The organism is Paenibacillus sp. KS-LC4 (genome assembly GCF_036894955.1).
In the GTDB taxonomy this organism is placed as follows: Bacteria; Bacillota; Bacilli; order Paenibacillales; family Paenibacillaceae; genus Pristimantibacillus.
Genome location: NZ_CP145905.1, coordinates 4,520,687 through 4,544,285 on the forward strand (window position 1 = coordinate 4,520,687; position 23,599 = coordinate 4,544,285).

General features: G+C 45.0%; 23 protein-coding genes. 5 read left to right on the plus strand and 18 right to left on the minus strand.

Features of this window, described 5'->3' with window-relative positions; translation table 11 throughout:
- Positions 1-183 precede the first annotated feature (183 nt).
- Genes kduD through kduI form a run of 3 tightly spaced genes read right to left on the minus strand, consistent with a single transcriptional unit; the run spans position 184 to position 2,553 of the window.
- Positions 184-939 (minus strand): 2-dehydro-3-deoxy-D-gluconate 5-dehydrogenase KduD, encoded by a 756-nt coding sequence (kduD, locus tag V5J77_RS19050; RefSeq protein WP_338556926.1) that lies wholly within the window; start codon positions 937-939, stop codon positions 184-186.
- 29 nt (positions 940-968) lie between these two features.
- A complete protein-coding gene (locus V5J77_RS19055) occupies positions 969-1,721 on the minus strand; it encodes a DeoR/GlpR family DNA-binding transcription regulator (RefSeq protein WP_338552401.1) in 753 nt (250 codons plus the stop codon).
- 1 nt (position 1,722) lies between these two features.
- The gene (kduI, locus tag V5J77_RS19060; RefSeq protein WP_338552403.1) at positions 1,723-2,553 is read right to left on the minus strand and encodes a 5-dehydro-4-deoxy-D-glucuronate isomerase; all 831 of its coding nucleotides are present in this window, start codon (positions 2,551-2,553) and stop codon (positions 1,723-1,725) included.
- 228 nt (positions 2,554-2,781) lie between these two features.
- Here kduI and V5J77_RS19065 point away from each other — a divergent pair, with 228 nt between their 5' ends.
- Positions 2,782-4,098, plus strand: coding sequence for an ATP-binding protein (locus V5J77_RS19065; RefSeq protein ID WP_338552404.1), 1,317 nt, complete (start codon positions 2,782-2,784; stop codon positions 4,096-4,098).
- Positions 4,088-4,984, plus strand: coding sequence for a response regulator (locus tag V5J77_RS19070; RefSeq protein ID WP_338552406.1), 897 nt, complete (start codon positions 4,088-4,090; stop codon positions 4,982-4,984). The genes V5J77_RS19065 and V5J77_RS19070 overlap by 11 nt, the downstream gene beginning before the upstream one ends.
- Before the next feature lie 47 nt (positions 4,985-5,031).
- Here the strand turns inward: V5J77_RS19070 and V5J77_RS19075 are convergent, their stop codons facing one another.
- The 3 genes from V5J77_RS19075 to V5J77_RS19085 are packed head-to-tail and all read right to left on the minus strand — an operon-like array spanning position 5,032 to position 6,894.
- A complete protein-coding gene (locus V5J77_RS19075; RefSeq protein ID WP_338552407.1) occupies positions 5,032-5,646 on the minus strand; it encodes an ABC-2 transporter permease in 615 nt (204 codons plus the stop codon).
- Complete coding sequence (locus V5J77_RS19080; protein WP_338552408.1) at positions 5,627-6,511, minus strand: ABC transporter ATP-binding protein; 885 nt, start codon at positions 6,509-6,511, stop codon at positions 5,627-5,629. The genes V5J77_RS19075 and V5J77_RS19080 overlap by 20 nt, the downstream gene beginning before the upstream one ends.
- On the minus strand, positions 6,508-6,894 hold the full coding sequence (locus V5J77_RS19085) for a GntR family transcriptional regulator (protein ID WP_338552409.1): 387 nt from the start codon (positions 6,892-6,894) through the stop codon (positions 6,508-6,510). Before V5J77_RS19085 ends, V5J77_RS19080 begins: the two co-directional genes overlap by 4 nt.
- A 311-nt stretch (positions 6,895-7,205) precedes the next feature.
- Here V5J77_RS19085 and V5J77_RS19090 point away from each other — a divergent pair, with 311 nt between their 5' ends.
- Genes V5J77_RS19090 through V5J77_RS19100 form a run of 3 tightly spaced genes read left to right on the plus strand, consistent with a single transcriptional unit; the run spans position 7,206 to position 9,422 of the window.
- Positions 7,206-8,006 (plus strand): transporter substrate-binding domain-containing protein, encoded by an 801-nt coding sequence (locus V5J77_RS19090; RefSeq protein WP_338552410.1) that lies wholly within the window; start codon positions 7,206-7,208, stop codon positions 8,004-8,006.
- Between the two features lie 40 nt (positions 8,007-8,046).
- Positions 8,047-8,703, plus strand: a complete 657-nt coding sequence (locus V5J77_RS19095; RefSeq protein WP_338552411.1) for an amino acid ABC transporter permease — start codon at positions 8,047-8,049, stop codon at positions 8,701-8,703.
- On the plus strand, positions 8,700-9,422 hold the full coding sequence (locus tag V5J77_RS19100; RefSeq protein ID WP_338552412.1) for an amino acid ABC transporter ATP-binding protein: 723 nt from the start codon (positions 8,700-8,702) through the stop codon (positions 9,420-9,422). The genes V5J77_RS19095 and V5J77_RS19100 overlap by 4 nt, the downstream gene beginning before the upstream one ends.
- 121 nt (positions 9,423-9,543) lie before the next feature.
- On the opposite strand, the gene gtfA is transcribed toward V5J77_RS19100, so the two are convergent.
- The 12 genes from gtfA to V5J77_RS19160 all read right to left on the minus strand — a co-directional run bounded on the left by gtfA (position 9,544) and on the right by V5J77_RS19160 (position 23,522).
- Positions 9,544-11,013, minus strand: coding sequence for a sucrose phosphorylase (gene gtfA / locus V5J77_RS19105; protein ID WP_338552413.1), 1,470 nt, complete (start codon positions 11,011-11,013; stop codon positions 9,544-9,546).
- 12 nt (positions 11,014-11,025) lie between these two features.
- Entirely contained in the window at positions 11,026-11,982 is a 957-nt protein-coding gene (locus V5J77_RS19110; RefSeq protein WP_338552415.1) for a carbohydrate kinase, read from the minus strand.
- Between the two features lie 25 nt (positions 11,983-12,007).
- A complete protein-coding gene (locus V5J77_RS19115; RefSeq protein ID WP_338552416.1) occupies positions 12,008-12,832 on the minus strand; it encodes a carbohydrate ABC transporter permease in 825 nt (274 codons plus the stop codon).
- Entirely contained in the window at positions 12,832-13,713 is an 882-nt protein-coding gene (locus V5J77_RS19120; RefSeq protein ID WP_338552417.1) for a sugar ABC transporter permease, read from the minus strand. Before V5J77_RS19120 ends, V5J77_RS19115 begins: the two co-directional genes overlap by 1 nt.
- Before the next feature lie 109 nt (positions 13,714-13,822).
- Entirely contained in the window at positions 13,823-15,178 is a 1,356-nt protein-coding gene (locus V5J77_RS19125) for an ABC transporter substrate-binding protein (protein ID WP_338552418.1), read from the minus strand.
- Between the two features lie 228 nt (positions 15,179-15,406).
- Positions 15,407-16,414: a LacI family DNA-binding transcriptional regulator gene (locus V5J77_RS19130; protein ID WP_338552419.1), complete on the minus strand. Its 1,008-nt coding sequence runs from the start codon at positions 16,412-16,414 to the stop codon at positions 15,407-15,409.
- 165 nt (positions 16,415-16,579) lie between these two features.
- A complete protein-coding gene (locus V5J77_RS19135; RefSeq protein WP_338552420.1) occupies positions 16,580-17,524 on the minus strand; it encodes an alpha/beta hydrolase in 945 nt (314 codons plus the stop codon).
- 26 nt (positions 17,525-17,550) lie between these two features.
- Positions 17,551-18,528 (minus strand): LacI family DNA-binding transcriptional regulator, encoded by a 978-nt coding sequence (locus V5J77_RS19140; RefSeq protein ID WP_338552421.1) that lies wholly within the window; start codon positions 18,526-18,528, stop codon positions 17,551-17,553.
- Between the two features lie 336 nt (positions 18,529-18,864).
- Positions 18,865-19,803: a VanZ family protein gene (locus V5J77_RS19145; RefSeq protein WP_338552422.1), complete on the minus strand. Its 939-nt coding sequence runs from the start codon at positions 19,801-19,803 to the stop codon at positions 18,865-18,867.
- 303 nt (positions 19,804-20,106) lie between these two features.
- Complete coding sequence (locus tag V5J77_RS19150) at positions 20,107-20,550, minus strand: GNAT family N-acetyltransferase (protein ID WP_338552423.1); 444 nt, start codon at positions 20,548-20,550, stop codon at positions 20,107-20,109.
- Between the two features lie 139 nt (positions 20,551-20,689).
- Positions 20,690-21,640, minus strand: coding sequence for a metallophosphoesterase (locus V5J77_RS19155; RefSeq protein WP_338552424.1), 951 nt, complete (start codon positions 21,638-21,640; stop codon positions 20,690-20,692).
- A gap of 127 nt (positions 21,641-21,767) precedes the next feature.
- Positions 21,768-23,522 (minus strand): HAMP domain-containing methyl-accepting chemotaxis protein, encoded by a 1,755-nt coding sequence (locus V5J77_RS19160; RefSeq protein ID WP_338552425.1) that lies wholly within the window; start codon positions 23,520-23,522, stop codon positions 21,768-21,770.
- Positions 23,523-23,599 lie beyond the last annotated feature (77 nt).

Below are 23,599 nucleotides of genomic sequence, written 5' to 3' on the forward strand. Positions count from 1 at the left end.
TTTTTGCCGGCATCTCAAATTTATTACAAATTTCACCAAAAGTATAGACTGTTTCTTTACGTTCTGCTATAATGTTGAATAAGCTCTCGAAAAAAATAGCCCTACATAAATAAGTAACCGCCAACAGCAGGCCCCTTGAGGAGCCGCTCTGGCGGTTACTTTTTTTAGTCTAATGAATGAAAACTAACGGTTCATCCATCCGCCATCTACGCAGAGGACGTGGCCATTCATATAGTTCGATGCAGCGGAGGCGAGGAAAATCGCCGGCCCCATCATATCCTCGGATTCACCCCAGCGCGCGGCTGGAATACGGTCGAGAATTTGCTTGCTGCGAACCGGATCCTCACGAAGTGCCTCGGTGTTGTCAGTGCTCATGTAGCCTGGAGCAATCGCGTTCACCTGCACATTTTTTGAAGCCCATTCGTTGCCCAGCGCCTTTGTCAGACCAGCTACTGCATGCTTGCTCGCCGTATAGCCCGGCACATTAATGCCACCTTGGAAGGACAGCATGGATGCAATGTTGATGATTTTGCCTGAGCCCTGCTCAATCATATGGCGACCAGCCAGCTGGCTGAGCACATAAACCGAATTCAGATTGACATCAAGCACCGCTTGCCAGTCTTCAAAGCTGTGATCCGCAGCAGGCGTACGACGGATAATGCCCGCATTGTTAACCAAGATGTCGAGGCGTCCAAGTCCCGACAGCGTCTGTTCGATAATGCCCGGCAGCAGGCTGCGGTCCGATACATCGGCTTGAATGGATACCGTTTTGCGGCCAAGCGCCTGAATTTCCTTCTCTACGTCAGTTGGAGGCGTGCTGTTCGTCACCAGCGCAATATCTGCTCCCGCTCTTGCCAAGCCTACAGCAATTGCCGCGCCCAGACCGCGTCCAGCACCTGTTACAATCGCTGTTTTTCCAGTCAAATCGAAAAAGCTCATCTCTGCACCATCCTTATCATCCTTCAAAATCAGGCCTTCTCTATACGCACGCCCTGCTGCTCGTATTTGTCAGCCACAGCTGCATCAATGTGCGAATCGGTTATAATCGTATGAACATCCTTCAAAGCGGCAAACGTAAGCAGCGCTCCCTTGTCGAACTTGCTATGGTCGGCTATGCAATAAATATCGCGGGCGCATTCCATATATACCTGCTTGAGCTTGGCCAGCTCCTCGGTGAAAATCGTCAGCCCGTACTCCAAGTGAATACCCGTCGTCGATAAAAACAGCTTATGCACATTTAGCCGCTTGACCCATTCCTGCCAGTCCGTTCCAATGAGCAGATTTTGAAAGCGATAGCCGCCGGGTATAACGAGGCGGATCTGCTCCTTCGCCGTCAGCTCGCGAATAATGAGCAGATCGTTGGTGAGCACGGTCAGCGGCATGTTTTTGAGCCGCTTCGCAATTTCCAGCGTGGTGCTGCCCGCATCCAGCGCGATAATATCATTTTCAACAATATGGGTTAACGCCTGCTCGGCAATTGCGACCTTCTCCTGCTGATGCTTGCTATTCGGATACTGCAAAGGCAGTAAGCTTTCATCATCTGGAGGGAGCACCGCTCCGCCATGCATGCGCTTGAGCAGCCCCTTCTCCTCCAGCTTCTCCAAATCTTCGCGTACCGTCTTTTCCGTCACCTTGAAACGCTCGCTCAGCTCGGATACTTTGACGCTGCCCTTCTCCTCCAGCTGAATAATAATTTGTCGATGACGTTCAGCGGCAAGCATGTTACTTAAGCTCTTCCATTTTCACAGCGTCCATATCCGTGAACGTGTAGTTTTCGCCCGCCATCGACCAGCAGAACGTATAATTGCTCGTGCCAACACCCGAGTGAATCGACCATGGCGGCGAAATAATTGCCTGCTCATTGGCAACGACCAAATGTCTCGTCTCCGAAGGCTCGCCCATCATGTGGAATACGCGTGCATCCTGGTTCACATCGAAGTACAGATAAGCTTCCATACGACGGTCATGTACGTGCGAAGGCATTGTGTTCCAAACGCTGCCTGTTTTGAGGCTCGTTACACCCAGCATTAATTGACAGCTTTGAATGCCATCGCCATGGATATACTTGTACAATACGCGCTCGTTGGACGTTTCCAGAGAACCAAGGTGAGTAGGGTTCGCTTCTTCCATCGTCATTTTGCGAGTCGGATATTCCGCATGCGCCAGCGCAGAGCAGAAATACAGCTTCGTTGGGTTCGCTTTATCCTTGCTTGCCAGTTGAACGTCACGCTTGCCTTTACCTACATACAAAACATCAAGACGGCTAAGCTCGTACGACTCGCCATCAACCGTAATAATGGCATCGCCGCCAATGTTCAGGAAGCCAATTTCCCGGCGCTCCAGAAAATATTCGGTTTTGAGCGTATCTCCCGCTTCCAGTACAAGCTTCTCGTTCACAGGAAACGCGCCGCCTACAACCATACGATCATAGTGCGTGTAAACCGAAGTAAGGCGATCCTGCTCAAACAGGCTTTCGATCAAAAATTCCTGACGAAGACGCTCCGTCGTATATTGCTTTACATCCGTTGGGTTAGTTGTGTGACGAATTTCCATATTAATAGTTCCTCCTCAAGGATAATAAAATGAAATGATCAGGCGCACCTGAATAGGTTTGAAAATGTTCGTTTTAATAATAGCACACTTTTTCAAACTTAAACAATCCCCTTAAAGCATTCTTCGCAAAAGGCACTAAAGGGGCGGCAACGACGCTATTCAAAAATGCCTTTTTTTATGTTAGGGTATATATCATTAAAGATCGCCATTAGAAGCGGAGCGAGCTGAATGTATTCACTATTTCGCAATGAAAAAATACAAATGGTCGGCATCGCGCTCGCAACAGCCGTCGGAGCCGAATTCAGGATCACTCCGTTTAGCGGGGATTTTTACCGCATCGGGCTCGGCGTCAGCATCTTTTTATTTTTTCTGCTGCAATTTCGCCATCTTTCGTTTGTGAAAACAGGCTTTCTAGCCGGTATTGCCGCTGTCATCTTCCAATCCGTGGAGTGGCTGATCTACACGAATTCCACTTCTCTAATAGCTGGCCTGCAAAATAATGCTCCAGCCGCCCTATACTATACCTTCTTTGCCTGGTGTCTTAGCAAGCTGCTGGGACGCGCCAAGGAAATTCAGCCGCTGGCGCTGGGCGCACTCGTTACAATTGTGGACTTCTCCTCCAATTTACTGGAGCTTCTGTTCCGTAATATTTTTCTCGGCACAGCGCCCTATCACTTCGATGAACTAGCCCTGCTGCTTATGACGGCTGTTATTCGCAGCTACTTTGTCATCGGTCTGTACAATAGCATGGCCATCCAGCAGTTCAAAATGCTTCATTTCGAGCAGGAGAAGCGCATCGAGCAAATGCTGAATGTCGGCTCCAGCTTGTATGGAGAAGCGTTCTACCTGCGGAAATCAATGGATAATATTGAAGGCATTACGGCGAGCAGCTACGAGCTGTACGACAAGCTGCGGCAGGAGCAGCCTGTGCTCGCCAAGCAGGCGCTCATCGTCACCCAGCAAATTCATGAGGTAAAAAAAGATACTCAGCGTATTCTAGCCGGGCTGCTCAAGCTGTTTGATCATGAAACGCTTACCCAGATGAGCCTCGTGGAGGTCATGCATTATGTGAGGAAGGGCACTATGGAATATAGCGAGATGCTGGGGAAAAAGATTGCCTTTCAGCAGCGGGTGGCGGTTGATTTGATTACGCCTCATTATATTGCACTGCTCTCTATATTGAACAATTTGGCGGCAAACGCCGTTGAAGCGATTGAAAGCAGCGGCTCCATTGATATTGAAATCAGCCAGCATGGCGACAAGCTAATGTTGATCGTTGCCGATTCCGGCAAAGGCATACCGCCAGAGGAGATGGAGCTCGTTTTTGAGCCAGGCTTCACCACCAAATTTGATCAAACGGGAATCGCAGCAACCGGAATCGGCTTGTCCCATGTGCGTGATATTATTTCTTCATTTGCGGGCTCGATTCGCGCAAAGTCGCTGGATGATGGGCCAGGCACCGCCTTTATTGTCGAACTGTCGCTTGCTGCGCTAAACCATCCTTATACAACGCCAAACTTGAAGGAGGCACACCATGTCCATTAGCTTCGTAATTGTAGATGATGATGCCGTCAGCAGGCGTATGCTGCACAATATAATTGAACAATCTAGTTTAGGCGAAGTATTGGGTACGGCTAAAGGAGGAATCGAGGCTGTCATGCTGATTGATGAGCTGAAGCCCGATGTTGTGCTGATCGACATGCTCATGCCCGATCAGGACGGCATTACGACGATCGACCAGCTCCGGGCTATGCGCTACGGCGGCAAGTTTATTATGATCTCGCAAATTGACAATAAGGATATGGTTGGAAAAGCTTATCGCAGCGGCATTGAGTTTTTTATCCATAAGCCGATTAATCGCGTGGAAGTGCAGGCTGTTCTACATAAGATGAATGAAAGCTGGAAATATGAGCGTTATGTAACGGAAATGAAGCAGTCGCTCGCCAAGCTTGATATTATAGAGCGCCCGCCAGCCGTACAGGAGCGCAGCATCCGCGAAGCAGCCCGCCACATTTTAATGGATATGGGCATTATTAGTGAGGCTGGAAGCCGCGATATGATTGCTGCCGTCGAATATTTATCCGAGCTGCCTCAGCCCGCTGCTTTCCCTCCATTAAAGGGATTGTATGAAGCCGTTGCGCGTACAAGCAAGCAGAGCCAGAGTGATATAGACAAGGAAAGCAAAGCAATTGAGCAGCGGATGCGCCGCGCCGTCATGACGGCGCTAACCAATATCGCCTCCATTGGACTGACGGATTACAGCAATCCGAAGTTTGAGCATTATGCTCCGCTTTATTTTGATTTCAAGGATGTCCGGCTGAAGATGAAAATGATGGATGAGGAAGCCACGCCCGATAAAGGCAAGGTTAATATTAAAAAGTTTCTTCAAGTGTTTTTTATGGAAGCAATGGAAAAAAACAAACAAGCGTAATCTTTCCTATATTTCAAGCGTAAACGGCTGCCGCCTTCCTCAGGTGGTCAGCTTACCCCTTTTTTCTCCAAAAAGATAAGGGAAAGCCGATAGGAAAGGAAAAGCAGCAAAACGCCTACCGCCAGAAAGGCTGCACTAGCTGCCGCTGGAAAGCTTAGCGTATCCGAGCTGCTGGACACCCCCCCAAAAACCATAAGAAAAGTCACAGGAAGGGCAACTGCAACCAAGCCAACTATCCGACTTGCACTAAAACCAAACCGGTAATAGATTGGATAATAAAGCGAAGCATAAACAGCAATAATGAAAAAAATGATTGGAATAAAGGAAGCCGCATACACCATTTCCCTTCCTACTAGTGCTATATTGATGGCGTATACGGAAGCGCTCGCGACAATCCCTATGAGTGCAAATAAAAGGACAGCTGCATATTTCGCCTGCACGATTGATTTACTGCTGACAGGCAGGCTGGCAATGACGATCATGCTTTTATTTTTGGCATCCAAGGTAGCGGAAAAGGTCATGAGCATAATAGCAGAAAGCGCAGCTACCAAAATGAAAGAAGCTTGGTTATACATCAAAAATCCAAATAAATACAAATAGAGCAGCACATACAAAAAGTAATAGCGCAAAATAAACAAATCCTTACGTAACAGCAGCAGCATGGCCCTTCTCCCCCTTAGCGGTAAAGTACATAATATCCTCCAGCGTAGGACGACTAAGCTGCGCACCATCACCCACCATAGCAGCTATTTCATGTCCTCGATCTGTCAGACCTTCAAACCCGACGAGCGATTCCCGAATGCCGATAAACGCTGCTTTAACGCTTGGAGCTTCAAGCAAGCCTACCGGCCCTTTCACTAACACATACCGCTCCTGAATTTGCTCCCTCGACTCGTTAAAGACGAGCTTGCCGCGATGCAGAAAAGCAATATAATCGGCAATTCGATCCAGATCGGTTGTAATATGCGTCGAAAATAAAATTGATTTCCGCTCATCCAGCATAATTTCGGCAAGTAAATCCAGCAGCTCGCGCCGGAAAACGGGATCTAGCCCCGCTGTCGGCTCATCCATTATAAGCATATCCGCTTGATGGGATAGCGCAAAGGCAAGCGCCAGCTTCATTTTCATCCCTTTGGAAAGACTGCTTATTTTCATTTTGGGAGACAGCTCGAAGCGCTCAAGCAATCGGGAAAAAGCGTGATCGTCCCATTTTTTATAAAACGGGGCAATAATATTTTTCATCGACTGGATCGATAAATGCTCATAATAATGGCACTCATCGGATACAAAGCCGATTCGCTGCTTAATTTCAGCCGCCTGTAAGCTTAGGGACTGTCCAAAAATCGTTATTTCCCCCGTATCCGATCGGGTAATGCCCATAATCATTTTAATTAACGTCGTTTTGCCTGCTCCATTCGGGCCAATCAGCCCGGTTATGTACCCCTGCTTAAATGCGCAGGACAGAGGCTCGATGCCGAACATTTTAAACTGCTTGGATACTTCGTTCAGCTTAATGATGTCGCTCATATGTCCAAATCTCCTTCCTCATATAGCAGCTCGATGTGCTGCTGAAGTTCACTCAGGCTCAGACGCAGCGCCTTCCCTTCTTTAATGACGGCGAGCATTTGCTGCTCCAGCCGCTTCATGCGCTGCTCTCTAACAAAATCGGCATTCACACCCGTTACGAACGAGCCTTTGCCAACGACCGAGTCAATAAGTCCTTCCTTCTCCAATTCCTCATAAGCCCGCTTTGTTGTAATGACGCTGATCTGCAAATCTTTGGCAAGCTGCCTAATCGAGGGCAGCGGCTGCCCTGAGCTAAGTGTGCCGTTTAAAATTAGACTGCGAATTTGCTGGGTGATTTGTACATAGATCGGATCATTTGAAGCGTTGGATAAAATAATGTTCATTTCCATCACCATGCTTAGCCGTTTAATGTATATATAGTATATATACACTATATTCTTCGTATATGTCAATAACGCTTGGCTATACTAAGCTGCGAGCGAAATAAACGCCGATTTTCTGTCTTAATAAATAGCTGCTTCCAGTTGCGTAACCTTATCTAACAGGATTTTTGACAGCTTTGTAAATGGAAAGCGCTTACCTTTTTCCCCGACATTATTTTCTGTCGGATTTTATTATTTTTTATAGTCGGATCATTAGAATAGGTGACAGAAGGTTAATAAGTCTAACATTAATGGAAATGGGGTTTTCATTTATGAAGAAAATCGGCTCACTTTTAATGACCAGCTTGCTTGCTCTTACCCTTAGTGCATGCGGCAGCAGCAGCGAAAATGCACCAGCCGCCTCGGATGGCACGGGAGCATCGAATGAAATTGTAACGTACACCATTGGAACCGATGCTACGTTTCCACCCTTCGAATACGAGCAGGATGGCAAATATGTCGGCATCGATATTGATTTAATTAATGCTATCGGTGAGCTCGAAGGCTTTAAGGTTGATTTGAAGCCGATGAACTTCAAGGGCATTATCCCCGCTATTACAGCTAATCAACTGGACGCTGCTATTGCCGGCATCAGCATTACCGACGAACGCAAGCAGGTTGTGAATTTGTCCGATACTTACTTTGAAGCAGGTCTGTCTCTGGTTGTCCATTCGGATAATGATTCAATTACGAAGCCGGAGGATTTGAAGGGCAAAGTCATTGCGATTAAAAAAGGAACGGCCGGCTCTGAAAAAGCTGAACAATTAGCTAAGGAATACGACATTACCCTAAATTATTTTGATAGCAGCCCTGCCATGTTCCAAGAGGTAGTCAACAAAAATGCGGATGCTACTATCGAGGATTTCCCTGTCATTTCCTATAAGCTTGCTGTTGATCCAAACGCTCATTTGAAAATCGTTGGTGAAAGGCTCACAGGCGATCAATATGGCATTGCAGTGAGCAAAGACAACGAGGAGCTGCTGCAAAAAATCAATGACGGCATCAAAAAGCTGAAGGAAAGCGGCAAATACGATGAAATCATTAACAAATATATAGGAACGTCTGCAAAATAAAGACGAAGACATCCTGTGAAATGAAGGAGCTGTGACTTTCATGATGTCCTCATGGCAAGTTATTGTAGATGCGATGCCCTTGCTGCTGCAAGGGTTATGGATAACGGTCAAAATTGTTGTCATCTCGCTGCTGATTGCATTCGTTATCGGATTAATTACGGGACTGATAAATACATCATCGAATAAAATTTTAAAGTTTATTGCAACGCTCTATATTGATATCATTCGCGGTACGCCGCTGCTCGTGCAAATGTTTTTCATCTATTTCGCCCTGCCAGCCTTTCTCGATATTCGCATACCTGCGGAGACAGCTGGGATCATTGCAATTAGCGCCAATGCTGGTGCCTACATTGCGGAAATTTTCCGCGCTGGTATTTTGTCGATTGACAACGGGCAGCGTGAGGCTGCTCGTTCACTCGGTCTAAGCCAGGTGCAGACCATGCGCCTCGTTATTTTGCCGCAGGCGTTCCGCCGCATGATTCCCGCATTCGTCAACCAGTGTACGATTAGCATCAAGGATACTTCGCTGTTGTCCGTTATCGGCATCAGGGAGCTAACGCAGAGCGGTGAAATTATCATTTCTACCAACTACCGCGCATTCGAAATTTGGGGCACCGTCGGCATCCTTTATTTCATCATCATTTACAGTATCTCACGCCTGTCCCGTGTACTTGAAAGGAGGCTGAGCCTGAAATGATCATTGTAGAAGGCTTGAAGAAAAGGTTTGGCGACAACGAGGTGCTGCGCGATATTTCCACCACCATTACCGAAAAGGAAGTCGTCTGCATCATCGGCCCTTCCGGCTCTGGAAAAAGCACCTTCCTTCGCTGCCTTAATTTACTGGAGGAAGTGACGTCCGGCATTGTGAAAATCGGTGACGTTACCGTCACAGCGCCTGAGACGAATATTGACAAGCTGCGGCAAAATGTCGGCATGGTGTTTCAGCAGTTCAATCTATTCCCGCATTTGACGGTGCTGGAGAATATTATGCTGGCTCCCAAGCACATTAAGAAAATGAACAAAGCAGAGAACGAGAAGCAGTCAATCGCGCTGCTCAATAAAGTAGGTCTTGCGTCCAAAAAGGATGAATATCCTGCTCGCCTGTCCGGCGGCCAGCAGCAGCGTGTCGCAATCGCTCGCGCACTGGCGATGAATCCGCGGGTCATGCTGTTCGACGAGCCAACGTCTGCACTCGATCCGGAAATGGTCGGCGAGGTGCTTCAGGTAATGAAGGATTTGGCTCACGAAGGTATTACGATGGTCGTCGTCACTCATGAAATGGGCTTCGCCCGCGAAGTCGCTGACCGTGTTATTTTCATGGATGGCGGTTATATTGTTGAGCAGGGTCCGCCCGCTGCGATCTTTGATACGCCGCAGCATGAGCGCACGCAAGCTTTTCTGAGTAAGGTGCTGTAGGAAAGCCATTCCCATAACATAACGATGGCTCAATAAAAAAGAAGCTCTCGCTCCCCATAGTCATGAGGAGTGAAGCTTCTTTTCATATTTTAGCTCAAAGCTGCTGGTTAGAGGCATCTTGTTATACCGCATATTGAACGGTCTTGCCATCCAAATCCAAATACTCAATGACAGACTTATTTGTTATTAGATTTATAAACAAGCTGCAGGCCTTATTATCCTTTTTCCATGCCAGTCGCACTTCATCCTTAGATGAATCCATTACGGTAAATTCCCCATTAAAAGCTTCATACTCATTTCTGAACCTGATTAGCTTTAAAAGTCTCTGCACGACTTCTTTTTTTAGCGACTGCTCAATTTCCTCCAGGCTGAAATTGTGGCGGTTAATTTCACGGCCCTCTCCGCTTTTCTTGACACCCTCCAGGTCATTTTCCCCTGCAAGTAAGCCAACATAATAAACCTGAGGTACTCCTGGCGCAAAAAATTGAATCGCTCTAGCAGCTAGGTATGCATCGTCCTCCCCATTCAGAACAGAATAAAAGCTGCATCTTATTTGATGTACGTCAAAACCATCGTCAGCCTTGTGCTCGTCCGATAAAATAAGACTGAGGTTGGAGCCTCTTTCTAAGCACACATCCACTAGCTTCCTTGCCTCTTGTGTATCAATGAGGTCATCCATATCTGGTTTAACTGGAATGCCATCATGACAGTCAAGCATAGTGAACTGCTTCTGAGGCCGGGTTCTCAGATAATGACACAGCTCATGGCTGGATTTATTCATTAAAGCATCGAGCACTCGGTACGGCAGTATAAAATCATAAATCCAGTAGCCGCGCTCTGCCAGCTTGTATTGGGTCGTATAATGTGCGTGTACCTCAGGAAGCAAATCTATATCTAACGAATTGGCTAGCTCCATCATCCAATCAAGAAATTCGTATATGTCCGGCTCTACGAAGAAACAGCTCGTTCCAAGCTTTTTAATGACATAGCCGACCGCATCGAGTCTGACTATTTTTACATTTTGCCGCTTAAAATTCATAAAAAAGTCTATCATTAATTGTTTGAACAGCTGAGATTTTATATCTAAATCAATTTGCTCCGAAGGATCTGTTTTTCCAAACGTCGTCCAAACCTTCTCTTCTTCGCCTGTTTCTGCAATCGTATAGGTGGAATAGGGAAGCGGCCGCCGCAAAAACATTTTGGCAATATCCTCTTGAACCGGCTCCCCGGACTCCCAAAGCTTATCCAACGTTAAAAATAAATCAGCATATTCGGATTTCCGTCCTTTTTGGAGAAAGTCCTGAAAATACTCCGATTGCCTTGAAATATGGTTAACCATTAAATCAACCAATACATCGAATTTTTCTCCAATAGCTCTAATATCATCCCAAGTGCCGAAGCTAGGCTCGATTTCCAGATAAGTCAATGGGGCGAATCCTCTGTCTCCTGACGATGGGAAAGGCGGTAGGATATGAATGCCGCCTTTAAACACATCTGCAAAATGCTTAAGAAGGACATCGTTTAGAGCCTTCAAGTCTCCTCCCATTGAATCGGGATAAGTGATGAGCTGTACCTGATTTTTCACGGCCATATTGCGCGCCTCCTATATTCCATAGCTTTCTTTTATGACCTCTAGCTTTGGCAAATCCACGACTGCACCCGTATATTTCAGCTGATAGGCGCTGACTGCCAAGCCTAGGCTTATCGCGTCTTTAATAGTGAAGCCTTTAATGGCCGCCGTATAAAAGCCTGACCAGAACGCATCTCCTGCTCCTGTCGTATCCACGACATCGGTCGCCAAGGAGCTGTATTTAAGCGTCTCCACTCCATTTGAAACGATTGCGCCATCCTTACCCAAGGTCAGAATGACTAGCTTTGCACCCAGCTCCAGAAACTTTTTCAACTGGTTCTCAGGAGTGTCTTTTCCAAACAATCTTTCTGCATCATCCTCAGAAGGCTTAATCACATCAACCTTGCCAATGATCGACTTCACATATTCGGTTCCATCCTCGCCACTTTTCCAGATCATAGGATGATAGTTAGGATCAAATCCTATCCAGATATGGTTTTCACTCGCTATCTCAATAACTTTTTCGATCGTTTGACGCGCGGGCTCCATGGAAAGAGGCCAGCATGAAAAGTGTACGATTTTTGATTTCAATAAGGATTCATGAAGAACGGTATCAAAGGTCAAATGATAATCAGCCCCTCTATAAAAAATAGGGACTGGTGTTGCTGTGCTCTTCGTTAAAACAACCATACTCGTTGAAGCATTAACTCGCTGGATCCCACTCGTATCAATATCCATCTTTCGCAATTGTTCGATTAAAAAAGACCCTAAACCATCTTCTCCTACAGCAGAGGCCACAAAAGAATGGATGCCTAGCTTCTTCACATTCATAGCGATATTCGAAGGCGACCCGCCGAAAAACTTATGAAACGTATCGCCTTCAAAACTTTCATCATAATCAGCAGCTATCATATCAATCAGAAGCTCACCAACCGTTAATAAATCATTCCCTTTATTTCCGAACGCTATTTTATCTTCAAACCCAAACACGTCATCTACTCCTCTTGTCTGTGCTTTATTTCAGAGCTCCCTCTGTAATTCCTCTAATGATTTGTTTTTGGAGCACAAGATAAAGAATCAGTACTGGAATAATCGTCATGATTAACCCGGCCATTAATGGGGAAAAATCGACGGAATAGGTTGAGAAAAATCCATAGTTAGAAAGTGGCAATGTCCTCATAGAGGGCGATTGCAAAATTAAACTTGGCAACAAATAGTCATTCCAAATCCAAAGCGTGTCCAGAACTATAAGAGTGACCATGACTGGCTTCAGCAACGGGACAACAATTTGAAAAAAAGTTCTTAATCTTGAGCTTCCGTCGATGAAGGCTGACTCCTCGAGCTCAAGCGGCACACCTTTCATAAATCCATGGAAAGTAAATACTGCAAACGGAACACCGAATCCTAAATACATAAAGAGCAGGCTTCCTTGTGAATTCAGAAGGCCAAGCTCCCCATAAATCAACACTAGAGGAATCATCAAAGCCTGAAAGGGAAGGGTCATAGAGGCCAGCATGGCAAAAAACAAGATAGAATTAGCCTTCCATTTAAAGCGGACGAACATATAGCCCGTCATGGACGAAAAGAAAATAATAATAAATACACTACTAATCGTAATGATGCTTGAATTTAATAATCCGGTCATAAAGTCCATATCATCAATGGCCTTCATGTAATTATCGAAATTAAATTGCTTGGGCCAAGACAATGGATTTTCTACAAATTGCTGAGTGGTTTTAAACGTATTCAATATGACTAGTAAAAAAGGCAATAAAAACAGCAATAATACGATATAAAGCAGGATTGATTTCAAAAAGGCTAATGGTTTAGGACTCCGCATTACGCTTCGACCTCCAATTTCTTCAAAAAGTACGCTTGGGTCAAAGCAATAACCGCCACCACGACGAATAATACAACGGCTTCTGACTGACCTACCCCATATTCATTGGAAAGAAAAGCTTTTTGGACAACATGATAGGAGGACAACTCAGTCGAATTAAAGGGCCCCCCCTTGGTTAAAGCCAAATTCAGATCGTAGGTCAAAAAAGAACGTGAAATGGAAATGAAAATACAAATGACAATCGCTGGCGCAGTAAGCGGCAAAATGATTTTACGAATTTTATCAAACCCATTTGCTCCGTCAATACCTGCAGCCTCTATAACATCAACAGGAACACTCATAAGTCCAGAAATATAAATAATCATGAGGTAGCCGATGAGCTGCCATGCCGAAACGATAACGAGTGCCCAAAAGGCTTTGTTCGTATCGGTCAGCCACGAGGTTTCAAATAGGGCCCAGCCGTATTTCTTTCCTAAATATGGTAAAACCTGAGAAAACAGAAGCTGCCACAAGTAGCCAAGCACTAGACCACCAATAAGGTTAGGTGTAAAAAAGCCTGTTCGGAGTAATTGCTGTCCTTTAAAGCCACTAGTTAAAGCAAAAGCAAGAAAAAATGCAGCAACATTGGCGATAATAACGGTGAAAAGCACATATTTCAAGGTAAACCATAATTGAGTGAGGAAGGTCTTATCTTGAAATACCTCCACGTAATTTGCTAAACCCAAAAAAGTATGGTCCCCGCTCCGTACATCCCAGTTTGTAAACGTGAGATAAAGTCCGAATAGAAAGGGGATCAGAACAACGGCAAAAAAGGCAAATATAGAGGGGCCTCCAAAAATTAGAAAGGTGCCTGTGTTATGCAGCAATTTCTTGTTTGTCATAGCTATTACATCCTCTTATCATTTAATTGGTAAATTCAACTACAGACCAGAGAAGGGGATCAGCCTATGCGCCTCACCCCTTTGATCTGTCAGGATTGATACTTATTTATTATTTCCCAGCGGTTGATTTCCAATAATCCTGCACTTCTTTTGTAAGGCCTGCCCGATCGACTTTATCCACTAAATATTTTTGCATAGAAGCTCCGGTTTTCGACCACCAGTCCGAAGGGAAATAGTTGATAACCCCGATATTAACCGTTTTACCTTCAGCCACATATTTCGAAATCGCACTAGACATCGGATTCGAGCTTTCCACCTTACGATCTTTATATGGCATAGCAAGGCCCGCTTCACCGATAATTGCTTTTTGACTTGCTTCGCTTGTAATCATCCATTCAACAAAAGCTTTAGCCGCTTCCTGCTGCTCTGGTGTTGAACCCGAATTATCAATGGCAAACAATTTTGGCTCCGTATAAGCCACTTGCGAATTTCCAAAATCAGCAGCATTATCGCTGATCGGAACAGGAATGATGCCGAAATCCTTATCACGTCCCTCAAGCGGTCCAATAACGGCCCATGACCAGTCACCCATGAAATAAAAGGCTGCTTCTCCCTTTGCAAAATCAGCACTGTCTTTATTGTAGTCGGCAACTAATGGATCAGCTTTCCTTGCATTGTATTTTTTCAACAGGTCGAATGTATCCATCAAACCGTTGTATGCTTGATTCGTTGACAAATCGACAGTGCCTTGTTTAAGCTCTTCTACAAATTTACGATTTTCCTCCACATTGTTGGATTGCAGCGAATAGGCCAAGCCTTGATAGTGAGCAGCTAAGGACCAATCTGCGCCGTGGATAATAACCGGAGCTTTGCCGGCAGCCTCAATTTTTTTGAATAAAGCCTCAAGATCACTTCTTGTTGCAAACGTTGACGGATCGAAGGAGCTGCCGATCACTTCATCAATGACGCGTTTGTTGTATAGCAATCCATACCCTTGAGCCGTATAAGGTACGCCGATGAATTTGCCGTCAAGCAATGCGCCATCTACAGCACCTGGCAGAGCAAGACCTTCATACTTTGCTTTCTCCGACTCCAGATCAAGGAACTTATCTTTATATTGATGGATCGTTCCTGCATCGAGATTGGCAATCGTTGCCGGCTTGCCGGAAGCTAGAAGAGATTGGAATTTTTGAAGCTGTTCTCCACCAATAGCTGTGGGAATCAGTTCAATCGTTACATTTGGATGCTCCTGGTTGTAGACTTTAAAAAGATTTTCAAAAACCGTATTTATTTCAGCAGAGGTATTGAAAAAGGTAAGCTTCACTTCCTTGGACGTTTGGGATGAGTTTGGCTCGCTGGACGCTGCTGCTTCATTACTGGTGTTGTTATTTTTAGAGCATGCAGCTAATAACGAAAGCACTAACACCATACAAATACCTAAAATAATTACTTTGGATCTTTTCATTGTGACTCCCCCATCATTAGTTTTGAAAGCGCAACCATCTTGCTTTCAATTTATATGTTAACCGTTTGACATATGATGTGTCAAGCGGTTGACATATAAATTATTATTGTATCGTTATTATCTCTCTACACGGCAGAAATTATTCCCGCCAGACGACAAATATGGACTATGAGGCTGAGGTTTCTGAATATGAAAAAGGGGACTTGCTCATCGCTCATCCCCGCCTTTCTAGGTCGTCCCTCTTTCAACTAAAGAGACGCCCAGCATATAATCTTTTTTTACTTCCTCACCGTTAATTTGCTGAATAATAATTTCTACCGATAGTTTGGCCATTTCCTCAATCGGCTGCTTCACGCTTGTTAATCTAGGCATGATTAAGGAGGCTAGAGCCACGTCATCATAGCCAATAATTTTAATATCGTCAGGAATTTTCCTGTTCATCTTTAAGCACGCTTGGATGACATAGGCGGAAATAACATCACTTGTTGCAAAGATGCCATCAACATCCTTATTTTCTTGCAAAAAATCCATTAGAAGCTCTACACCATTATCAATATCCGTATAATCATTGATTTCCAAGTAAAAGTTCATAATCTCGATGTTTCTTTCCTTGCACTCAGCTGAAAATCCTTCATATCTAAGTCCTGAAAATATGCTTTTATTATTTAATAAATCACCATTATAGCCCTTTATGCCTCCATATATAAATGCCAGCTTGCGGCAGCCCTTATCAAGCAATAATTTTGCCACCATTCCCCCGCCAGCCTTATTGTCAGAGGTCACTAGGGGGACATGCTCAGCGATACTTCTGTCAAATGATAATAAAGGCAATTTCAATTGCAAATAATCATCTGTCTCTAACAGCATACTCCCCATGATGATGCCATCCACTTGATTTTTTTTCAACATATCAATATATTGCTTTTCTTTTGTCCGATCATTTTGCGAGTTGCACAATAGTAATTTATAATCGTTTTGAAAAGCATAATATTCTATATGCTGCGTTAATTCACTGAAAAATGGGTGAGCAATCTCTGGAATAATAAGCCCAATCAAATTCGACTTTTTCCTGAACAAGGACCGCGCAAGCTCATTCGGTTGATAGTTCAGCTCCTCCATCACCTGGTAAACTTTTTCGCGTGTAGTATTGCTTATGTAGCCTCGATTATTAAGAATGCGAGACACAGTAGTGACTGAAACTCCCGCCTTTTTAGCCACATCATCTATTTTAGGCATCCGTTTCCCTCCCTTATCGTTTATACAGTATAACAGGAATGCTCCGCACACTTCCATTTTGAATACCTATAAGAAATCATTTTTTCCAACATTATACTCATTAGAAAATAAAAAACGGCTGCGAAAGCAACCGTTTTGTCGAAGCTTAACATCATGAACCAGCCATCAGCCTTGCATGTTCTGCGGATTTAATGCTCGATTTAAAGCATCAACGTAGGCTTTACTAGCCCGCTTACTGACTTCCGCTTGCGGTGCAGCTAATTCGAAAGCGTGGAAGCAGCCGGGATACATTTGAAACTCTACTTCTACACCCGCTTGAGCCAGCCGTGCCACATATTCAATCGTTTCATCCCGAAAAGGATCTAGTTGCCCAACACATGTATACGTAGGCGGCAGTCCGGCATAGCTTTCTGCACGGGAAGGCGCTGCATAGGGGGAAATGGTGCCCGAAGCATGCTCGCCTAAATACATGCTCCACGCTGCCCTATTATTGTCTCGATTCCAAACCGCACGGTTTGTGCTAATTTCATGACTGGAGGCTGTTACATTACGATCATCAATCATCGGATACAATGGCATTTGAAAAGAAATAGCAGGTCCGCCTTGATCACGGGCCATTAATGAAAGTGCCGCCGTTAAACCACCGCCCGCGCTAGCCCCGGCGACGGCCAATCTTGTTATATCTATGTTTAATTCACTTGCAGAAGCCATCCACTTTAGTGCGGCATAGCAGTCATCTATCGCCGCAGGATAAGGATGCTCAGGAGCAAGACGATAATCTACGGATACGACGACACACTGGGTGTCCAGAACAAATCTTTCGCACAAAGCATCGTCTGAATCTGGATGCCCAAGAACATACCCCCCGCCATGAATCCATAACAGGGCAGGCAAGGCTGTTCCCGTTCTGTTCACAGGTTCATAAATCTTAAGCAGCAAATTGGAGGCTGGACCTGAAATCATCTGGGTTCTCGTTGCCACATGAGGAGACTTCTCTACCTCTTGTACCGGGACGCCTCGAAAAAGCTGCAAATCATTTGGCAGGTCCAATGGTGGAAGCTGCTCTAACGTTGCTCGCAGCTCCGGTAATACTCTGCTTTCGAAATTCATATTCATCCTCCTTATATAATGAGCGTTTAGGTTGTTTCTCTCTCAATCAATTCAATCGGCAATATATTTTCCTGTGATACAGCTTCGCCTTGTATCTGACCCATGATGAGTCTCACAGCCATTTTTCCAATTTCCTTCGTTGGCTGTTTAATCGTTGTAATAGCGGGGGTTAGAAGCTTTCCTAATTGAATACCATCGTACCCTACAATCTTCACATCGTGAGGAACGGACTTCCCTAGTCGATGGCATTCCTTCAAAACCTGAGCGGCAATGATGTCACTGCTTGCGAAAACCCCATCTATATCTGGATTTTCTAAAAACATTTTGGTGACAAGCTGATCATATTCAGCATAATTAAAACCGTTCAAATCCGTTTGTAAAATGATATGCTCAATGCCTTTGATTGTAATCACTTTCTTAAACGCATCATGTCTCAATGTTGCCAATAGATTAAGATGAAGATTTCCGCTGATGTGTGCAATTTTTTTGCAGCCCTTTTTGATCAGCAAATTTGTAGCCAGCTCTCCGCCCTTATAATTATCGGATGAAATATAGGGAATCGTATCCGCGATTTGACGATCCAAGGTCACCATTGGCAGCTTGATAGAGGTGTATTCTTTAATGTCCATCGTATGGCTACCCATAATAATTCCATCTACCTGGCTGGCCTTGAGCATATTAATATACTCTTTTTCTTTGACCATGTTTAATTGCGAATTACAAAGCAATATTTTGTATCCGTGCTTGTCAGCATAATATTCGATATGTTTAGTCACTTCCCCGAAGAACGGGTGTGAGACGTCTGGAATAATAAGACCGATAATATTGGATTTCTTCAGAATCAAGGATCGGGCAACTTGATTGGGCTGATAGTTGAGCTCATCCATTGCTTCCTGCACTCTCTTCTTAAGCTTTCCGCTGATGTATCCTCTATTGTTGAGTACTCTAGAAACAGAAGTGACGCTCACCCCTACTTTCTCCGCGATATCTTTAATCGTCGACATTGGGCTTCCTCCAAACGTTATCCAGCAATTCGGCCGAACCTATAGCGTTTACTTCCAAAATGCCTAGCAAATATACATCGAGCTGTTCCTTTCTCACATTTTATTGCTTACAGATGTACCCCTAGTATATGGTTGGCATTTCCGTATGTCAAGCGGTTGACATACAGGATAAAGCCAACAGTGATTCGCTTTCTTTTCCATTAAAAGCAGCCTATCCTCAATCAAGAATAGGCTGTTTTCGCTCTTTTAGTCCAGTGAATAAAAGTATTAGACTGCCGCTGTTATTGAGCTGTTATTAAGCTGCCATTTTCCGTTAATTGCATCATATCTACGGACTCAGTTCCAAAAATATATCATTCTCCTATACCCAACATCCCATATTTTTTCGTTCCCCTCAATGGTTATCGTGAGCTCACTGCCCGCCTCGATAGGAATTTCAAACATCGCCGGGAACAGTTCCGGATAAAGGCGTTGATCCTCTCCTGAGCTGGTCAACACCTCGCGTCCATTAACGAAAACACGGACACTACCAGAATAGTCCAGCTGTTCAGGTATCCCATAATTTAAGAAGAAAATAATCTCCTCCTTATTCGTATAAGTGAACGTTTTTAAATTTCCACTTTCAGCCTCATACATATTATAGCGGGGGCTTACGTCTTGACCGCTTAATTTAAAGCTATTTGCTTGTATTCCGGCTGATAGGTTTCCAGAGTTGTCCATCAATTCCTTTATCGCTACAAAGGGGCCTGCTTCTTTAGTCAACGCTTTATCCACAATCCCACACAAGCCCCATACCCCTACTAAAAGAACCACAGAGGAAATGGCGGTTATTATCATATTGCTCCAACCATTTTTTGAACGAAAACCAAGCTTATACGCCCCAAAACCAATTACTGCACCTAATGAGTTTTGAATGGCGTCGTTAATATCGAAGCTGCCGAGAAACGAAATTGCCTGTGCGGTTTCCAGTACAATAATAGACAAAAAGAACAATATAATAAATCGAACAAAAGTGATTCGATATAATAATGGAATCCATAATCCAAAAGGGATAAAGGCTATGATGTTCCCAATCCCTACAAGATCCATGAGGTTAGGATGTAGAAGCTCAGATAGAGTTGGCAGCTTAAAAAAACTGTCAGGTAAAAAGATAAAGGTGTAGCCAGCGGTTTGCTCAGAGGCACCTGTTCTACCGAAAGCGAGAAACATAAAATAAAAAATTAGAACGGTATAGAGTATGGTTATGGTAAAAATAAGCTTACGTTGTTTTGTCATGGTTATCTCAACCTCTTTACTATAATCACATATGTAACGTTTTGTATCGCAAAATCATTAAACTTCTATGTGCCGTTAAAAAAGATATTCAATAGTTACCTAGGGAGTGTCTGAGAACTCTGAGGGCAGCCAATTTTGCCGAATTTTCGTTCCATGCAAGGCGCGTTTGTGAAGGCGTACCGGGGGTGCGCCTTCGCAAACGGAACGAAGCAGGGGGCGGAAAGGCGGTGAAAGGGGCCACTGAACGGGTTTTCAGACACTCCCTAAAAGGCTGTCGATTTCTCGACAGCCTGGACAGAAGAGTTACTTCTGCTGTTCCTTATATTTCAAATGTAAAATGGGGTAAGGGCGGCCTGCTCCATCCGTCAAATCTTCACCGATTATTCCGAAGCCGTTTTTTAAGTAAAACCTTGTTGCATAAGCATTTTGTTTATTCACATCGACGGAAGTGATCCCAAAACGATTGATGCATTTTTCTAAAATTTGTTTCCCATACCCTTTGCCCATTTTATCAGGATCGAGAAATAGTGCTTCCAAGTGATTTTCATTGATGGCGGTAAAACCAATGATAGAGTTTTCGATATACCAAAGACATACATCAAGATGAGGAAAATACATAGGTAATTCTTTTTTGATTTCCTCTTTATCCTTGACGCTCAAAAAATGATGAGTGGCCATTACCGACCGTTCCCAAAGATTTATAATCATCTCATAGTCATTAACGGTTGCTTTTTTGTTTTGTATCATTTCGTTCCGCTCCTTTTTCTTTTTAATTTATCACGCTCCTTTCATCACTTTTTTGTAGATGGTGATCGTAGTCCTCCAATTAATATATGATTCCACCCTTATCACTCCTTCCACAATTAAATTAATACACTGACATGCGCTAGCTTGCAGCTGACAGCTTCATAACTACAATGTTAGGACGATTGAACAGGCGCTGGGGAATAACACTGTTGCCGAGTCCTCTGCTGACCAGCATATTCGTCTGACCGCTTGTATATTGGCCCGCATCGTACACGGGCAGTAAACCTTGCCCCGGAGCGACAAGCCCGCCAATGAACGGCAGCCTGACCTGCCCGCCATGGGCATGTCCCGAGAAGGTCAAATCTATTCCAGCACGAGCATAGACATCAAACAATTCGGGACGATGAGAGAGCAGTATCGTGTAAAGTCCCTCCTTGACTTGCTTTCCTCCCTCCGCTTTTGTGGAGGCACCTGCATTCTCTTTCCCGGCTATGTTGTCAAAGTCTTCAATAGCTGTTTGAATATTTTGCTCCACCGCCTCCGCAGCATGTCCGCCATACGCTGAAAATTTCGGATCGTCGATGCCTAGCAATCGAATTTCCCCAGCTCCAGCCACTGTCCCATCACCAGCTCCATTTCTATTCAGCAAGGGTATGCTTGCCGCTTCATTCCGCAGGACATGAACGCCTAGCTCAAGCAGCCTTTTCTCCAGCTCCGGGTAACGCGAATAAGCATATTCATGATTGCCCGTCACATAATAAACCGGAGCCAGCTTCACGATTTCTGCCATTAGCTCAAGGCTTTCCTCCTCACCTCCACGCCTGCTATCTATTAAATCGCCTGTAACGACGATAAGGTTAGGCTGCTGTTTTGCCACCTTGCGAACGAGCCGCGTCTGATTATTGCCAAATCTTTTGCCATGCACATCAGACAGCTGCACAATCGTAAAATCTTTCAATCCCTGCGGCAGCTTGGACGATGACAGCTGAAATGATGACACCGTCAAAGCATTATTTTGAAAATAAAGAAAAATGACGATAGCAGTTGCTGTAGCTAGGTATATCCCCACTCTTTTTAACGGCCTGCGCATAAGCTCCTCCTCTTCTTGCTATTCCTTTATGAATTCCAGCTCTTTCCTCTTGTCTATTATACCTGTTTCTATTTCCGAATAAAAATAAGCGGGACGCCCGGATGCGCCCCGCTCTTGTTCTAGTGCCTTATACGTTGACCTTCTTTACGGCTTCACTCATCTCATGTGTCTGTTGCCGAAGCAAACTCGACGTTTGAGCCACCTTCTGGAACATGACCGACTGCTCGCTGGTCAAACGGTAAATCTCATCCGAGCGTTCCGAGACGCCCGATGCAATATGCGCTATCGCATGTACGGACGCCGCCGCTTCCTCAGAACCTGCTGTCATCTCCTCAGCCGAAGCCGAAACTTCTTGAATGCGCTGCGTCACGATACGGAAGGCATCCACCACTTCGGTAAAAGCCTGCTCTGCTTCCGCCGTAATAACTACGCCTTGGCCAATTTCTTGCGCGGTAACGCCCATCTTCGTACCGATTTGCTGAGACTCCTGCTGGATGCCGAGAAGCAGATCCGATATCATCTGCACCGATAGACTTGAAGCTTCCGCCAGCTTGCGCACTTCATCGGCCACAACCGCAAACCCTTTGCCGTGCTCGCCAGCATGTGCCGCTTCAATCGAGGCATTCAGCGCCAGCAGCTTCGTCTGCGTGGCAAAATCCCTAACCGCTTGCAGCGCCCCGCCAATTTCCTGTGAGTAGCCGCTCAGCACCTCCACCATCGCAGCTACATCGCCAGCTACTACAGATATGTTCTCCATCTGGTTTTTCATCTCTGTCATGCTTTGCTTGCCGGATTGCGCTGTAGCTAGTGCGCTTGCTGCTGCATCTGAAACTGCAGTAGAAGACTCGGATATGCTGGTAATTCCTTTTGCGATTTCCTCCATCGCATTCGCGCTGTCGCCTGCGCCTTGCTTCTGCGTATGCGCCCCCTGCCGAATATGCTGTACGGAATGATCAACCGTCTTGCTCATGACGAGCATCTCCTCCGCATTACGGCTGAATTGCTCTGTCGAATCTACTAATATATCCGTCGTTGCCGCCACACCTGCAACCATATCGCTAATGATTTTGTTCAAGTTGCCGGACATATGAATCATCGCTTTAAACGTGCTGCCGATTTCATCCTCGCTTCTGAGATGATACGCCGTCAAAATTTGATTGGCCTGTGCGAGCTCGCCATGCGCCATTTTATCGACACTGTCCTTCAATACTTTGAGCGGTCTAAGACCCTTCACGACGAAGCGCGATACAATCGCTATGGCCGCAATCGTAATGAACAGCAGCAGCGCATAAAAGGGAATGCTCGACTTAATAATATCCTCTTCAATATCGCCTATAACCGATATAGCCGTATCAATGCCGATGACACCAATTAAAGCACCATTGCTGTCGGTAATTGGAGCATACGAGGAAATGTATTTTCCGTATTCCTCATTATCAATAATTTGTGAGCTCGCCGTTTTCCCTTGGAGCAGCGCCTGAACTGCTTCAACAGGCATATCCGTCACTTCATTGATCGGCGATGCCTTATCGACATCCTTCATGCCGTCTACCATAATAAGCGGCGTGCCCTTGTCATCAATTTTCACGAAATAAACATACATGGCGCCTATGCGCACCCGAAAATCATCAAGCTCATCACGTATAGTCAAAAACAAATCATTTTCCTTCGGCTCTTTGGCAAACTCAGCATAAGTAACGGTATTCAGCTGGTTGACGTAGCTTTGTGCAATCTGGATGTTATAGCTGGAAATGGCCTCCTGTGCAGCTGACTTCATATTTGCCAACTGCAGCACGACGCTGCCGGCAGAAATAACAACAATGACTAGCGTAACGACCGCAACAATGCGCGCCACTAAACGTTTCTTGAAAAATCCGATCATTCGATCCTCTTCCTCCCGCATCAAACCCAGCCTTTTTTAAAATATAAGCATGTATAAGTTTTACACCTATAAAACGC

Coding starts and splice junctions, on each gene's coding strand:
- kduD (WP_338556926.1), bottom strand. CDS start 939: ATGAGCTTTTTCGATTTGACTGGAAAAACAGCGATTGTAACAGGTGCT.
- V5J77_RS19055 (WP_338552401.1), bottom strand. CDS start 1,721: ATGCTTGCCGCTGAACGTCATCGACAAATTATTATTCAGCTGGAGGAG.
- kduI (WP_338552403.1), bottom strand. CDS start 2,553: ATGGAAATTCGTCACACAACTAACCCAACGGATGTAAAGCAATATACG.
- V5J77_RS19065 (WP_338552404.1), top strand. CDS start 2,782: ATGTATTCACTATTTCGCAATGAAAAAATACAAATGGTCGGCATCGCG.
- V5J77_RS19070 (WP_338552406.1), top strand. CDS start 4,088: ATGTCCATTAGCTTCGTAATTGTAGATGATGATGCCGTCAGCAGGCGT.
- V5J77_RS19075 (WP_338552407.1), bottom strand. CDS start 5,646: ATGCTGCTGCTGTTACGTAAGGATTTGTTTATTTTGCGCTATTACTTT.
- V5J77_RS19080 (WP_338552408.1), bottom strand. CDS start 6,511: ATGAGCGACATCATTAAGCTGAACGAAGTATCCAAGCAGTTTAAAATG.
- V5J77_RS19085 (WP_338552409.1), bottom strand. CDS start 6,894: ATGAACATTATTTTATCCAACGCTTCAAATGATCCGATCTATGTACAA.
- V5J77_RS19090 (WP_338552410.1), top strand. CDS start 7,206: ATGAAGAAAATCGGCTCACTTTTAATGACCAGCTTGCTTGCTCTTACC.
- V5J77_RS19095 (WP_338552411.1), top strand. CDS start 8,047: ATGATGTCCTCATGGCAAGTTATTGTAGATGCGATGCCCTTGCTGCTG.
- V5J77_RS19100 (WP_338552412.1), top strand. CDS start 8,700: ATGATCATTGTAGAAGGCTTGAAGAAAAGGTTTGGCGACAACGAGGTG.
- gtfA (WP_338552413.1), bottom strand. CDS start 11,013: ATGGCCGTGAAAAATCAGGTACAGCTCATCACTTATCCCGATTCAATG.
- V5J77_RS19115 (WP_338552416.1), bottom strand. CDS start 12,832: ATGCGGAGTCCTAAACCATTAGCCTTTTTGAAATCAATCCTGCTTTAT.
- V5J77_RS19120 (WP_338552417.1), bottom strand. CDS start 13,713: ATGACAAACAAGAAATTGCTGCATAACACAGGCACCTTTCTAATTTTT.
- V5J77_RS19125 (WP_338552418.1), bottom strand. CDS start 15,178: ATGAAAAGATCCAAAGTAATTATTTTAGGTATTTGTATGGTGTTAGTG.
- V5J77_RS19130 (WP_338552419.1), bottom strand. CDS start 16,414: ATGCCTAAAATAGATGATGTGGCTAAAAAGGCGGGAGTTTCAGTCACT.
- V5J77_RS19135 (WP_338552420.1), bottom strand. CDS start 17,524: ATGAATTTCGAAAGCAGAGTATTACCGGAGCTGCGAGCAACGTTAGAG.
- V5J77_RS19140 (WP_338552421.1), bottom strand. CDS start 18,528: ATGTCGACGATTAAAGATATCGCGGAGAAAGTAGGGGTGAGCGTCACT.
- V5J77_RS19145 (WP_338552422.1), bottom strand. CDS start 19,803: ATGACAAAACAACGTAAGCTTATTTTTACCATAACCATACTCTATACC.
- V5J77_RS19150 (WP_338552423.1), bottom strand. CDS start 20,550: ATGATACAAAACAAAAAAGCAACCGTTAATGACTATGAGATGATTATA.
- V5J77_RS19155 (WP_338552424.1), bottom strand. CDS start 21,640: ATGCGCAGGCCGTTAAAAAGAGTGGGGATATACCTAGCTACAGCAACT.
- V5J77_RS19160 (WP_338552425.1), bottom strand. CDS start 23,522: ATGATCGGATTTTTCAAGAAACGTTTAGTGGCGCGCATTGTTGCGGTC.